Origin of the sequence: Skermania piniformis, assembly GCF_019285775.1 — a bacterium.
In the GTDB taxonomy this organism is placed as follows: Bacteria; Actinomycetota; Actinomycetes; order Mycobacteriales; family Mycobacteriaceae; genus Skermania; species Skermania pinensis.
In genome coordinates, this window is sequence record NZ_CP079105.1 from 1,107,348 (window position 1) to 1,121,360 (window position 14,013).

The 14,013-nt window shown below is 63.2% G+C and carries 9 protein-coding genes and 3 rRNA genes; 9 read left to right on the plus strand and 3 right to left on the minus strand.

Features of this window, described 5'->3' with window-relative positions; all coding sequences use genetic code 11:
* Nucleotides 1–16: 16 nt before the first annotated feature.
* The 4 genes from murA to rrf all read left to right on the plus strand — a co-directional run bounded on the left by murA (nt 17) and on the right by rrf (nt 7,062).
* Nucleotides 17–1,273 (plus strand): UDP-N-acetylglucosamine 1-carboxyvinyltransferase, encoded by a 1,257-nt coding sequence (gene murA, locus KV203_RS05065; RefSeq protein ID WP_066468337.1) that lies wholly within the window; start codon nt 17–19, stop codon nt 1,271–1,273.
* Nucleotides 1,274–1,764: 491 nt separating this feature from the next.
* A 16S ribosomal RNA gene (locus tag KV203_RS05070) occupies nt 1,765–3,286 on the plus strand.
* 432 nt (nt 3,287–3,718) lie between these two features.
* Nucleotides 3,719–6,869, plus strand: a 23S ribosomal RNA gene (locus tag KV203_RS05075).
* Between the two features lie 76 nt (nt 6,870–6,945).
* Nucleotides 6,946–7,062: ribosomal RNA gene (gene rrf / locus KV203_RS05080) — 5S ribosomal RNA — on the plus strand.
* The 16S, 23S and 5S rRNA genes sit together here, the layout of an rRNA operon.
* A gap of 99 nt (nt 7,063–7,161) precedes the next feature.
* Here rrf and KV203_RS05085 read toward each other — a convergent pair.
* Nucleotides 7,162–8,733, minus strand: coding sequence for an adenylate/guanylate cyclase domain-containing protein (locus KV203_RS05085; protein WP_083530312.1), 1,572 nt, complete (start codon nt 8,731–8,733; stop codon nt 7,162–7,164).
* Nucleotides 8,734–8,778: 45 nt separating this feature from the next.
* On the opposite strand from KV203_RS05085, the gene nucS reads away from it, so the two are divergent.
* Together nucS and KV203_RS05095 are read left to right on the plus strand one after the other, a co-directional pair.
* On the plus strand, nt 8,779–9,477 hold the full coding sequence (nucS, locus tag KV203_RS05090; RefSeq protein ID WP_066474504.1) for an endonuclease NucS: 699 nt from the start codon (nt 8,779–8,781) through the stop codon (nt 9,475–9,477).
* Nucleotides 9,478–9,507: 30 nt separating this feature from the next.
* Entirely contained in the window at nt 9,508–9,801 is a 294-nt protein-coding gene (locus KV203_RS05095) for a hypothetical protein (protein ID WP_066474333.1), read from the plus strand.
* Here the strand turns inward: KV203_RS05095 and KV203_RS05100 are convergent.
* Together KV203_RS05100 and mce are read right to left on the minus strand one after the other, a co-directional pair.
* Nucleotides 9,798–10,784, minus strand: coding sequence for a coiled-coil domain-containing protein (locus KV203_RS05100; RefSeq protein WP_083530313.1), 987 nt, complete (start codon nt 10,782–10,784; stop codon nt 9,798–9,800). The genes KV203_RS05095 and KV203_RS05100 overlap by 4 nt on opposite strands.
* A gap of 74 nt (nt 10,785–10,858) precedes the next feature.
* Nucleotides 10,859–11,311, minus strand: a complete 453-nt coding sequence (mce, locus tag KV203_RS05105) for a methylmalonyl-CoA epimerase (protein WP_066474335.1) — start codon at nt 11,309–11,311, stop codon at nt 10,859–10,861.
* 112 nt (nt 11,312–11,423) lie between these two features.
* Between mce and KV203_RS05110 the strand changes: the two genes are divergently transcribed.
* From KV203_RS05110 to KV203_RS05120, 3 genes are all read left to right on the plus strand, one after another.
* Nucleotides 11,424–12,638, plus strand: a complete 1,215-nt coding sequence (locus tag KV203_RS05110; RefSeq protein WP_083530314.1) for an acetyl-CoA C-acetyltransferase — start codon at nt 11,424–11,426, stop codon at nt 12,636–12,638.
* A 49-nt stretch (nt 12,639–12,687) separates the two neighbouring features.
* On the plus strand, nt 12,688–13,041 hold the full coding sequence (locus KV203_RS05115) for a DUF3817 domain-containing protein (protein ID WP_066474338.1): 354 nt from the start codon (nt 12,688–12,690) through the stop codon (nt 13,039–13,041).
* Nucleotides 13,042–13,127: 86 nt separating this feature from the next.
* Nucleotides 13,128–14,006: a tetratricopeptide repeat protein gene (locus KV203_RS05120; protein WP_066474340.1), complete on the plus strand. Its 879-nt coding sequence runs from the start codon at nt 13,128–13,130 to the stop codon at nt 14,004–14,006.
* Nucleotides 14,007–14,013: the final 7 nt, after the last annotated feature.

Below are 14,013 nucleotides of genomic sequence, written 5' to 3' on the forward strand. Positions count from 1 at the left end.
CGGTTAGGGTAAACGAGTGAGCGAACGCTTTCTGGTTACGGGGGGAAACCGGCTTGCCGGCGAGGTTTCGGTCGGCGGGGCGAAGAACAGCGTACTCAAGCTGATGGCCGCCGCCCTGCTGGTCGAAGGCACCACGACGATCACGAACTGTCCGGACATCCTGGACGTACCGCTGATGGCCGAGGTGTTACGCGGGCTCGGCTGCGAGGTGGTGCTCGACGGTGCGATCGCCCGGATCACCACTCCGGCTGAACCGAAGTATCACGCCGACTTTCCGGCGGTACGCCAGTTCCGGGCGTCGGTGTGTGTGCTCGGTCCGCTGGTGGCTCGGTGTCGGCGGGCGGTGGTGGCGTTACCGGGGGGCGACGCGATCGGCTCGCGGCCGCTCGACATGCATCAGTCCGGACTTCGGTTGCTCGGCGCCCATACCGAGATCGAACACGGCTGTGTCGTCGCCCAAGCCGATGAGCTGCGGGGAGCTCGAATCCGACTGGACTTCCCGTCTGTGGGCGCTACCGAGAACATTTTGATGGCGGCGGTGCTCGCGGCCGGCGAGACGGTGATCGACAACGCCGCTCGGGAGCCCGACATCGTGGATCTGTGCAACATGCTGATCCAGATGGGTGCACACATCTCCGGCGCCGGCACGTCCACCTTGATCATCCACGGCGGCAGGAAGCTGACGCCGACGACTCACCGGGTGATCGGCGATCGGATCGTGGCTGCCACGTGGGGCATCGCTGCCGCCATGACCACGGGGGATGTCCGGGTTCGGGGTGTGAACCCGAAGCATCTGCAGCTGGTGCTGGACAAGCTTCGACAAGCCGGCGCAGAAGTGACGTTCGCCGAGGATGGTTTCCGGCTCGTCCAGCATGCGCGGCCGCGTGCGGTGAACTTCGCGACGTTGCCCTTTCCCGGGTTTCCGACCGATCTGCAGCCGATGGCGATCGGCCTGGCCGCGGTCGCGGACGGTACGTCGATGATCACCGAGAACGTTTTCGAGGCGCGGTTTCGATTCGTGGAGGAGATGATCCGGCTCGGTGCGGATGCCCGTACCGACGGTCACCACGCTGTGGTGCGCGGCATCCCGAGATTGTCCAGCGCACCGGTCTGGTCATCCGACATCCGTGCGGGAGCCGGCCTGGTGCTCGCGGGACTGGTTGCCGATGGCACCACGGAGGTGCACGACGTCTACCACATCGACCGTGGCTACCCGAACTTTGTCGAGCAACTGCAGAGTCTCGGTGCGGACGTGGTCCGTGCGGACGCCTGATTTACCCGCTTGACCAGGCGATTTGACTCCAGGTTTCAGCGCGCGTAACTTCTTCCAAGTCAGAGCGACCGAGTGCGGAACTGCCCAGCAGAAGCCAAAACTCCGGTACACTCCGACACTCCCTCCGAAGCGATTACCTCGGTAATCGCACTGGCCTGATGGCAAGGAAACCGGGGCTTGACCCCGGGATCGGAGCCTGATAGTCTGGAGGGGTTGCGCCGGAGGCCCTAGCCGCAAGCTAGAGCACGGTGTGTGTGTTGTTTGAGAACTCGATAGTGTGTTGATGGATGTTGGTGCCATTGTTTGGCTCGCATTTGTCTGGGTGCAGGCCTTTAGGGGTTTGTGTTTGGGTGGGTGTGGGTTTTGTTTTTTTGTCAACATTTTGTGTTGGCGTTTTTGTTGAGTGGAATGTGGTTCTGCTCTCGTTTATTTCTGATACATGCTGTGTGTTCCCGCCTTTTGTGTGGGGGTGTGTGGTGTGTTGTTGGTTGTCGACGGAGAGTTTGATCCTGGCTCAGGACGAACGCTGGCGGCGTGCTTAACACATGCAAGTCGAACGGTAAGGCCTTCGGGTACACGAGTGGCGAACGGGTGAGTAACACGTGGGTGATCTGCCCTGGACTCTGGGATAAGCTTGGGAAACTGGGTCTAATACCGGATATGACCATGCTGCGCATGTGGTGTGGTGGAAAGCTTTTGCGGTCTGGGATGGGCCCGCGGCCTATCAGCTTGTTGGTGGGGTAATGGCCTACCAAGGCGACGACGGGTAGCCGGCCTGAGAGGGTGTCCGGCCACACTGGGACTGAGACACGGCCCAGACTCCTACGGGAGGCAGCAGTGGGGAATATTGCACAATGGGCGGAAGCCTGATGCAGCGACGCCGCGTGGGGGATGACGGCCTTCGGGTTGTAAACCTCTTTCGGTTGGGACGAAGCCTTTCGGGGTGACGGTACCTTCAGAAGAAGCACCGGCCAACTACGTGCCAGCAGCCGCGGTAATACGTAGGGTGCGAGCGTTGTCCGGAATTACTGGGCGTAAAGAGCTCGTAGGCGGTTTGTCGCGTCGATCGTGAAAACTCGCAGCTCAACTGTGGGCGTGCGGTCGATACGGGCAGACTTGAGTACTGCAGGGGAGACTGGAATTCCTGGTGTAGCGGTGAAATGCGCAGATATCAGGAGGAACACCGGTGGCGAAGGCGGGTCTCTGGGCAGTAACTGACGCTGAGGAGCGAAAGCGTGGGTAGCGAACAGGATTAGATACCCTGGTAGTCCACGCCGTAAACGGTGGGCGCTAGGTGTGGGTTTCCTTCCACGGGATCCGTGCCGTAGCTAACGCATTAAGCGCCCCGCCTGGGGAGTACGGCCGCAAGGCTAAAACTCAAAGGAATTGACGGGGGCCCGCACAAGCGGCGGAGCATGTGGATTAATTCGATGCAACGCGAAGAACCTTACCTGGGTTTGACATACACCAGACGCTGGTAGAGATATCAGTTCCCTTGTGGTTGGTGTACAGGTGGTGCATGGCTGTCGTCAGCTCGTGTCGTGAGATGTTGGGTTAAGTCCCGCAACGAGCGCAACCCTTGTCCTGTATTGCCAGCGCGTTATGGCGGGGACTTGCAGGAGACTGCCGGGGTCAACTCGGAGGAAGGTGGGGACGACGTCAAGTCATCATGCCCCTTATGTCCAGGGCTTCACACATGCTACAATGGCCGGTACAGAGGGTTGCGATATCGTGAGGTGGAGCGAATCCCTTAAAGCCGGTCTCAGTTCGGATCGGGGTCTGCAACTCGACCCCGTGAAGTCGGAGTCGCTAGTAATCGCAGATCAGCAATGCTGCGGTGAATACGTTCCCGGGCCTTGTACACACCGCCCGTCACGTCATGAAAGTCGGTAACACCCGAAGCCCGTGGCCTAACCCCTTTGTGGGAGGGAGCGGTCGAAGGTGGGATCGGCGATTGGGACGAAGTCGTAACAAGGTAGCCGTACCGGAAGGTGCGGCTGGATCACCTCCTTTCTAAGGAGCATCATCACTGCCTCACATTGTGTGGGGTGGGGGTGGCCATGCCGGTCCCGTGGGTGGGCTGGGTGGTTGCTCGAGTGGCGTGGAACGCTGGCATCCGTATCTCGGTTCTCGTCTCCCTGTGTGGGGGTGGGGGTTGGGGTGGTCAACACACTGTCGGGTCCTGAGGCAACACGCGTTGTTGTTTCTGGTGGTGCCGATCTCCGGGTCGCCTACATCGACTCTCTGCTTTGTTTCCCCTGGTTATTTTCTCTCACTTGTTTTTTGGTGGGGGGTTGGGGGATGTGCGGGGGGTGTCTGGTGGGTGATGTGTGATGGGGGTTGGTGGGTGTTGTTTGAGAACTGGACAGTGGACGTAGAGCATCTTTGATAAACACTCTTGTGTGAAAGCACTCGGTGTGTTTTGTCGAGTAATGTTTTTTGTTGTTGTAAGTGTGTAAGAGCGTACGGTGGATGCCTTGGCACCAGGAGCCGATGAAGGACGTGGGAGGCTGCGATAAGCCTCGGGGAGCTGTCAACCGAGCTGAGATCCGAGGGTGTCCGAATGGGGTAACCCAGCACCAGTGATGTGGTGTTACCCGTGCCTGAATATATAGGGTGCGGGAGGGAACGTGGGGAAGTGAAACATCTCAGTACCCACAGGAAGAGAAAACAATTGTGATTCCGTGAGTAGTGGCGAGCGAAAGCGGATGAGGCTAAACCATGCGTGTGTGATACCCGGCGGGGGTTGCGCGTGTGGGGTTGTGGGGTTGCTTGTCTCATCACCGCTGTGGTGAGCGTCAGTGAGAAACCGTTGTGTTAACCGAAGTGGTCTGGGACGGCCCGCCAGAGTCGGTGAGAGTCCGGTAGGTGAAAACATGACGGCTGGCGTGAGTGATACCCGAGTAGCAGCGGGCTCGTGGAATCTGCTGTGAATCTGCCGGGACCACCCGGTAAGCCTGAATACTCCCTGGTGACCGATAGCGGACTAGTACCGTGAGGGAAAGGTGAAAAGTACCCCGGGAGGGGAGTGAAATAGTACCTGAAACCGTGCGCTTACAATCCGTCAGAGCTGGTGAATCCTTCAGTGGGTTGCTGGTGATGGCGTGCCTTTTGAAGAATGAGCCTGCGAGTCAGTGGCATGTGGCGAGGTTAACCCGGGTGGGGTAGCCGTAGCGAAAGCGAGTCCGAAGAGGGCGTTCGTTCCAGTGATGGGATGTCAGTCGCGTGTTCTGGACCCGAAGCGGAGTGATCTACCCATGGCCAGGGTGAAGCAGCAGTAAGATGTTGTGGAGGCCCGAACCCACTTAGGTTGAAAACTGAGGGGATGAGTTGTGGGTAGGGGTGAAAGGCCAATCAAACTCCGTGATAGCTGGTTCTCCCCGAAATGCATTTAGGTGCAGCGTCGCGTGTTTCCCACCGGAGGTAGAGCTACTGGATGGTCTAGGGGGCCTACAAGCTTACCGAAATCAGCCAAACTCCGAATGCCGGTGGGTGAGAGCGTGGCAGTGAGACTGCGGGCGATAAGGTTCGTAGTCGAGAGGGAAACAGCCCAGATCGCCGGCTAAGGCCCCTAAGCGTGTACTAAGTGGAAAAGGATGTGGAGTCGCGAAGACAACCAGGAGGTTGGCTTAGAAGCAGCCACCCTTGAAAGAGTGCGTAATAGCTCACTGGTCAAGTGGTTCTGCGCCGACAATGTAGCGGGGCTCAAGTACACCGCCGAAGCCGCGGCACTCACACGTTAGCTTGCTCCTGCCTTGCGGGGTGGGAGCCAGGTGTGTGGGTGGGTAGGGGAGCGTCCTGCATCCTGGGAAGCCACGGCGTGAGCCAGTGGTGGAGGGTGTGGGAGTGAGAATGCAGGCATGAGTAGCGAAAGACGAGTGAGAAACTCGTCCGCCGAATGACCAAGGGTTCCTGGGGCAGGTTAATCCGCCCAGGGTGAGTCGGGACCTAAGGCGAGGCCGACAGGCGTAGTCGATGGACAACGGGTTGATATTCCCGTACCCGTGTATCCGCGCCCGATGGCGAATCATCTGTGCTAACCGCCCAAATCCTGATCGATCACCTTCGGGTGACGTGACGGGGCTGCGCGGGACCCTGGGTGTAGTAGTCAAGTGATGGGGTGACGCAGGAAGGTAGCTGGGCCAGTCGATGGTTGTACTGGTGTAAGCCTGTAGGGCGAATCGCAGGTAAATCCGTGGTTCATACAGCCTGAGAGGTGACGCGTAGCCGAATGAGGCGAATTCAGTGATCCTATGCTGCCGAGAAAAGCCTCTAACGAGTTGATACACGGCCCGTACCCCAAACCGACACAGGTGGTCAGGTAGAGAATACCGAGGCGATCGAGAGAACTGTGGTTAAGGAACTCGGCAAAATGCCCCCGTAACTTCGGGAGAAGGGGGACCACGTCTGGTGAACACCCTTGCGGTGGGAGCTGGGTGTGGTCGCAGAGACCAGAGAGAAGCGACTGTTTACTAAAAACACAGGTCCGTGCGAAGTCGTAAGACGATGTATACGGACTGACGCCTGCCCGGTGCCGGAAGGTTAAGAGGACCGGTTAGCCCGTGAGGGCGACGCTGAGAATTTAAGCCCCGGTAAACGGCGGTGGTAACTATAACCATCCTAAGGTAGCGAAATTCCTTGTCGGGTAAGTTCCGACCTGCACGAATGGCGTAACGACTTCTCTGCTGTCTCAACCACAGACTCGGCGAAATTGCATTACGAGTAAAGATGCTCGTTACGCGCGGCAGGACGAAAAGACCCCGGGACCTTCACTACAGCTTGGTATTGGTGTTCGGTACGGTTTGTGTAGGATAGGTGGGAGACTGTGAAACCCGCACGCCAGTGTGGGTGGAGTCATTGTTGAAATACCACTCTGACCGTAGTGGACATCTAACCTCGGACCCTGATCGGGTTCAGGGACAGTGCCTGGTGGGTAGTTTAACTGGGGCGGTTGCCTCCCAAAATGTAACGGAGGCGCCCAAAGGTTCCCTCAGCCTGGTTGGCAATCAGGTGTCGAGTGCAAGTGCACAAGGGAGCTTGACTGTGAGACAGACATGTCGAGCAGGGACGAAAGTCGGGACTAGTGATCCGGCACCCACGTGTGGAAGTGGTGTCGCTCAACGGATAAAAGGTACCCCGGGGATAACAGGCTGATCTTCCCCAAGAGTCCATATCGACGGGATGGTTTGGCACCTCGATGTCGGCTCGTCGCATCCTGGGGCTGGAGTAGGTCCCAAGGGTTGGGCTGTTCGCCCATTAAAGCGGCACGCGAGCTGGGTTTAGAACGTCGTGAGACAGTTCGGTCTCTATCCGCCGCGCGCGTAGGAAACTTGAGGAAACCTGTCCCTAGTACGAGAGGACCGGGACGGACGAACCTCTGGTGTGCCAGTTGTTCCGCCAGGAGCACCGCTGGTTGGCCACGTTCGGAAGGGATAACCGCTGAAAGCATCTAAGCGGGAAGCCCGTTCCAAGATGAGGTTTCCCCACCCCTTAGAGGGTGTAAGGCCCCCCACAGACCATGGGGTTGATAGGCCAGAACTGGAAGCTCAGCAATGAGTGCAGGTGACTGGTACTAACCGGCCGACAACTTACAACACACATATACGTCCACTGCCCAGTATCTGAAACAACACCCCACCACCGCACAACGCGGAACCGTTGTTTCACCCCGTTACGGCGGCCACAGCGACAGGGAAACGCCCGGACCCATCCCGAACCCGGAAGCTAAGCCTGCCAGCGCCGATGGTACTGCACCCGACAGAGTGTGGGAGAGTAGGACACCGCCGAACACCCCTTCACCCCGCGAGGCCCTCCAGAAACCTGGAGGGCCTCACGGCATTCGAAAGCTTATGGTCTTTCGAAGGCAGTGGGCTCGGATGCCTGGTTGCCTACCCGGAAGCAGGTTCGATCAGCCGAGTCGGCGCCACGCGACCACGGAGGGTGACCGTCTCGCCGGGCACCCAGTACCGGGTTTCTGTCTCGTCGGCCGCGGCGGCCAACGCCTTGTCCGAGACAAGCAGCCGCCCGGGACGGGTTTTCGCAAGTTCGCACAGTCGGGCTGCCTCGTTGACCGGGTCGCCGATGACGGTGTACTCGAATCTTTCTCGCGCGCCGAGGTAGCCGGCTACGACGACGCCATAGGCCACGCCGATACCGGCGGTGCAGTCGGGGACGTCGGTCCGCAGCCGACGATCGATCGTGCGCGCGGTTGCCAGCGCCTGCCCGGCCGGATCGGTGATCGACAGGGGCGCGCCGTAGACCGCCATCACTTCGTCACCGACGAACTTGTTGACGATCCCGCGATGCCGGTCAACCTCGTCGACGACGACCTCGAAGAAGCGGTTGAGCAGCTCTACCACCTCGTGTGGCGGCCGAGTTGCGGCGATGCCGGTCGAGCCGACCAGGTCGATGAACAAGACGGCGACGACACGTTCGGTGCCGCCGAGCTCCGGATCGTCGCGCAGCGCTTCCGCTGCAACCTCGCGGCCGACATGGCGACCGAACAGTTCCCGGATCCGATTCCGCTCGGCAAGGCCGTCCGCCATCCGGTTGAACCCGCTCTGCAGCTCGCCCAGCTCCGACCCGTCGTAGACGGTTACCCGTGGTGGATCGTCGTCGCCATGCGTCAGGTGCGACATGGCGTCGATTACCGAGTGGACCGGATCGACCGAGCGTCGCGTGTCGACCTGGGTGAGCAGCCCCCCGACGACCAGGGTGATTCCGCCGAGCGAAAGGATCGAGTCGATGAGCTGTCCGGTGGTGATCGGATTTCGAAGGCCGAATAGGGCGACGAGCATCAGGCCGGCTACCGGGATGGCGGAGCCCAGCACCCAAGCCAGCGTTGCTCGGCCGGTCAGGCCGGTGAGTGACCGGTGCCGTGGGCGGGTATCGGTGTCCAGGACTCGAGCCGAGATCGGTCGTAGTGCCAACTCGGTGAGCAGGTAGTTGAAGGCGCCCACGACGATGCCGGCGAACGCGACCGTGAGCACCAGTTTGGGGACCGCCGTCGGATCCACGACCAACATGACGACGCCGAATGCGATCACGGCGCAGGCCCAGAGAGACGCTTGGATCAACGTGAGCCGCAGGGGCAAGGCGAGGGCGGCGCTACCCTCTGCGTGGGTCGGTATCCGGTCTTCGCGGAGCCACCGCAGTGCCCGCTCGGCGATCGTCGTACACCAGCTGAAGCCGATACCGGTCGCCAGCGCGACGAACACCGGTACGACCGTGTACCAGAGCACCGCGTAGTCCTCGGTGAGCAGGTTCGGTCCCGGCAGCACGAAGGCCAGGAGTGCCGCGACGATCAGTGTGCCGGTCAGATTGGTCGTGATCAGCAGCGCTACCAGCAGCAGCCGGATCCGGTTACGCAGGTCCGGTCCGGGCTGCTCGGGCATCCCGAACAGGCGGAACCCGGACGGGCCGCGGTTCGTGCGACGCGGGCGTTTTCGACGCAGCGGCATGGCTTTCGAGCCTAGCCCGCAGCGCGTCGCCTAGGGTGGATGATCGTGCGTCTCGTGATTGCCGAGTGCGAAGTCGACTACGTCGGTCGGTTGACCGCGCATCTACCCAGCGCCCGTCGGTTGTTACTGATCAAGGCGGACGGCTCGGTCCTGGTCCACTCCGACGGTGGCTCGTACAAACCGTTGAACTGGATGAGCCCGCCGTGCTGGCTGACCGAAGAGCCGGCGGCAGCAGGGTCGACGGCCGAAGGCGCCGACCCCGGAGCGCTCTGGGTGGTGACCAACAAGGCCGGTGAGCAGCTGCGCATCCGGATTACCGAGATCGAACACGACAGCAGCCACCAACTAGGGGTAGATCCGGGCCTGGTAAAAGACGGCGTGGAAGCACACCTGCAGGAGTTGCTTGCCGAACACGTGGAAACGCTCGGCATCGGCTTCACCCTGGTCCGGCGGGAGTACATGACGGCGATCGGGCCGGTTGATCTACTGTGCCGTGATCCGGCCGGCGCTGCCGTAGCGGTCGAGATCAAGCGGCGCGGCGAAATCGACGGGGTGGAGCAACTGACCCGCTATCTGGACCTGCTGAACCGCGATCCACTGCTCAGCCCGGTGTCCGGGGTGTTTGCCGCGCAGCAGATCAAGCCACAGGCCCGCACGCTGGCCACCGATCGCGGTATCCGATGCGTCACGCTCGACTATGACGCGCTGCGCGGGGCGGACGACACCGCGTTCCGACTGTTCTGAGCTTCATCGGCAGACCGCTATCGTCGGGGTATGGCCCGACGTAAACCCGCCCGAGCGGCGCACCGCGAGCTGGTCGAACCGTTCGCCGATGTGCGCGCCGAGCCGGGTCCCGATGGGTCCGCCTACCTGGTACGAGCGGTGTCCGGCAGCCGGGCCGGCAAGACCTACCGGTGCCCGGGATGCGACCAAGAGATTCGCCCGGGCACTGGGCACGTGGTTGCCTGGCCGGACCGGGGCGACGCCGGCATCCGCGATCGGCGGCATTGGCACGTGGGATGTTGGTCCGGGCGGGCGACGCGAGGCATCACCCGCCGGTGGTCCTAGGAGTTCACGTGCGCTTTCGCGGCGGGGTTCTGCTTGGTGGGGTCGACCGCATCGGTCGCCGAACCGCTGGGATTCGTGTCGCTGGGGTTGACCCGGACGATGTCGTCCGGACCGAGGTCGCGGCTTCCGTCGAGTAGTTCGCTCTCCCGGTTGACCGAGGCGAGCATGGCCGGAACCGAATCCAGCTGACCGCGAATTCCGAGCAGCTGTGCGAGCACGCGGCCGCGTAGGACCCGGAGCTCTTCGGCGAGTTCTTTGGCGTGCGCGATTTTCCGATCGCTCTGTTGATTTGCCGAGGTGAGCAGCCGGTGCGATTCTTCGGTCGCGTCCTTGAGCCGTTGTGCGGCGTCGGCCTTGCTGGTCCGTTCCAGCTCTTCCATCGCGCGGGTCAGCTTGGAGCGCCGATCCGACATGGTGATCTCGAAGTCCTGCTGGGTCGCCTTGCGCTTGGCCTCGGCCTCGGCGGACAGACGGTCACCCTCGGCCTGGGCTGCCTCGACGATCTTGGCTGCCTCGGTACGAGCGCTCGCCATCGTCTGCTCGTATTCGATCTCGAGTGCGTCGCGGCGCTCGCGGGTCTCGGCGAGCAGCGCCTCGTACTTACCGCGCAACGCCGCCGCGTCCTGCTCCGCGATCGAGATGGTTTCGGCGGCTTCGGCTTGAGCTCGCGCGCGAAGTTCCGACGCCTCGTCGGACGCCAGCCGGAGCATGCGCGAGATGCGATCGCTCATCCCCTCGGCGGTGGTCGGCGGCACCGAGAGCCGGTCCACCTCTTTGCGCAACGAATCGATCTCGTCGCGGGCGTCGTCGAGCTGGCCGGCGAGGTTGCGCGCTTGAGCTGCAGCGGCGTCCCGGTCCGTGGCAGTTACCCGCAGCTCGGCGTCGAACCGCTCGAAGTAGTTGCGGACTTCGCTCTGATCGAACCCCTTACGCACAACAGTGAAGGGCAAGGCTGTCGTGCGGCGGTCCTGCTCGTTTGCCATGTCGATAAACGTACCGTCTCACTCGCGCCTGTGCGGTGCCGAGGTGACTTTTCGGGTAGGAGATTTTCCCCGGATTACCCCGCTGCCGGTTCTACCAGCTCCACCAGCACGCCACCGGCGTCTTTCGGGTGGATGAAGTTGATCCTCGAGCCTGCGGTGCCGCCTCGGGGTACGTCGTACAACAGGCGAACGCCCTGGCCACGCAGGTGCTCGCAGACCGCGTCGAGGTCGCGGACCCGATAGGCCATCTGCTGCAGTCCGGGACCGCTGCGATCAAGAAACTTGGCAATCGTCGAGTCGGCGTCGAGCGGCGCGAGCAGCTGTACCGCGGCAGCGCCGGCCGGAGCGCCCGGGGCCGCCAGCATGGCCTCGACCACGCCCTGGGCTTCGTTGGTTTCCCGATGGGTCTCGACAAGCCCGAGATTGTCGGCGTACCACCGCACCGCGGTGTCGAGATCGGCGACCGCGATCCCGACATGATCGACAGCGGTGACCAGGGCGGCGGGCGGCAGCGCGGAATCGATCATATGTCGACCGTAGCGCTAAGCTGGATCCGACGGGTCGGTTGCCGCCGGTTTGTGGCGTGCATTGCTTCCCGGCCGGCGCACATCGGGTTCCGGGCGAAGGGACGGGTCGGCAGTGGCATCGCAGGGACAGGCACGGCATGTGGGGCCGCGATCGGTGATCGTCGGTGGCGCCCGGACTCCGGTCGGCAAGTTGCTCGGCGGGCTTGCGGACTTCTCCGGGTCGGACCTCGGCGGGATCGCGATCAAGGCGGCGTTGGCGCGCGCCGGGGTGCGGCCCGACCTGGTCGAATACGTGATCATGGGACAGGTGCTCACCGCGGGTGCGGGGCAGATTCCGGCTCGGCAGGCGGCGGTGGCAGCCGGGATACCGATGGATGTACCCGCACTGACCGTCAACAAGGTGTGTCTCTCCGGGATCGACGCGATAGCGCTCGCCGATCAGCTGATCCGGGCCGGCGAATTCGACCTCGTGGTGGCGGGCGGTCAGGAGTCGATGTCACGGGCACCGCATCTGCTGGAGGGGAGCCGGGTGGGGTTCAAGTACGGCGACACGTCGCTGCGTGACCACATGGCCTACGACGGGCTCTACGACATCTTCACCCACCAGGCGATGGGCAATCTGACCGAGCAGCGCAATGCGCAGGACCCGATCGCCCGGGTCGATCAGGACGAGTTCGCCGCCGCATCCCATCAGCGTGCTGCCGCCGGTTGGAAGAACGGTGTGTTCGACGACGAGGTGGTGCCGGTCGAGGTGCCGCAGCGGCGGGGCGATCCGGTGTCGGTGTCGGTGGACGAAGGAATCCGGGCCGACACCACGGTGGAATCGCTGGCCAAGCTGCGCCCGGCGTTCGGCCCGGACGGCACGGTCACCGCGGGCTCGGCCTCGCAGATCTCCGACGGTGCGGCCGCGGTGGTGGTGACCAGCCCGGCCCGGGCAGCGGAACTGGGCGCGACTCCGCTGGCGGAGATCGGCGCGCACGGCGTCGTGGCCGGCCCGGACTCGACCCTGCAACTGCAACCGGCGGCCGCGATCGAGAAGGCTTGTGCCCGGGAGGGCATCGCCCCGGCCGAGCTCGACCTGGTGGAGATCAACGAGGCGTTTGCCGCCGTGGGTATCGCCTCTACTCGGGCGCTCGGCATCGACCCGGCCAAGGTGAACGTGAACGGCGGTGCGATCGCGATCGGCCATCCGCTCGGTATGTCCGGCGCACGAATCGTGCTGCACCTCGCGCTCGAGTTACGGCGCCGGGGCGGGGGGATCGGTGCGGCCGCGCTGTGCGGTGGTGGCGGACAGGGAGACGCCTTGATCATTCGAGTCCCGGCCTGACCCAGGGCCGTCACTACCGCTTGTAGTAGTCGTCCGGCACAATGACCGGATGGGTACTTTCTTCGACTTGAGAACCACCGCGAAACGCTTCCGGTTCGTCGCCGTCGCCGAAGCGCTCAGCTGGCTCGGCCTGCTCGTCGGAATGGGTTTCAAGTATGCGGGTCCGCACAACGAGGTCGGAGTCCAGATCTTCGGCCCGATTCACGGCGCAGTGTTCGTCCTCTTCGTCGCGGTCGCGATCGGCACTGCAGTCCGACTGCGGTGGGGCAGATGGACCACGGTGCTTGCGCTGTTGGCGTCGATCCCGCCGTTCGGCACGCTGATCTTCGAGCAGTGGGCGGTTCGAACCGGGCGGCTCGCCGAACTGAGCAGCGCGGACGAATCGGTGGCGCTCGCATCCTGACCGGTTCGCCGTGCCAGACTGAAGCCGTGACTCGACCCGGTTCTCGCGCCCGCCGACCTGCCCCTGCCCCAGCTGTTGCCGCGGCGATGTCCGGCGCGGTGGATCTGTCCGCGCTCAAGGAACGTGCCGAGGCCGCGGCAGCGGGTGGGCGGTCGGCGGGATCGGCCGGTTCGGGAACGGCGATCGTCGTTACCGAGGAAAACTTCGAGTCCGAGGTACTGCAGCGCTCGAATCAGGTGCCGGTGGTCGTGGCCCTGGTATCGCCGCGCAGCCCGGCAAGCCTGGAGTTGGCGGACACGCTGGCCAGACTCGCCGCCACCGACGGTGGCAGCTGGGTGGTGGCCCGGATCGAGGTGGACCAGAATGTGCGGATCGCTCAGGCGTTCGGCGTGCAGGCCATCCCCACCGTGGTCGCGGTTGCGGCCGGCCAGCCGCTGGCCGATTTCGAGGGAGTGCAGAGCGAAGCGCAGCTGCGGCAGTGGGTGGACGCGGTGGTCGGTGCTGTCGCCGGCAAACTGGCCGGTGCGCCGCAGACGGAGCCGGCCGAAGAACCGGAGGACCCGCGGTTCACCGCCGCCGAAGCAGCGCTCGATCGTGGCGATTACGCCGGTGCCGCAGCCGCGTACCAACAGATCGTGGACACGGAGCCGGGCAATGCCGAGGCCAAGGCGGCATTACGTCAGGTCGGCTTCCTCGCCCGGGTTCGCGAGGTGGAGTCGGACACGGTGGCCGTCGCCGACGCCGACCCGGACAATCTCGATGCGCAGCTCGCGGCCGCGGACCTGGAGGTGTTCAAGCAGCAACCTGCAGCGGCGTTCGACCGGTTGATCGGGCTGATCGGCCGAACCGCCGGGGCCGAACGGACCACCGCGCGGACCCGGTTGTTGGAGCTGTTCGAGCTGTTCGATCCGGCTGAGCCGTTCGTGGTCGCCGCCCGGCGCAAGTTGGCCAGCGCACTCTACTGAGACGAGC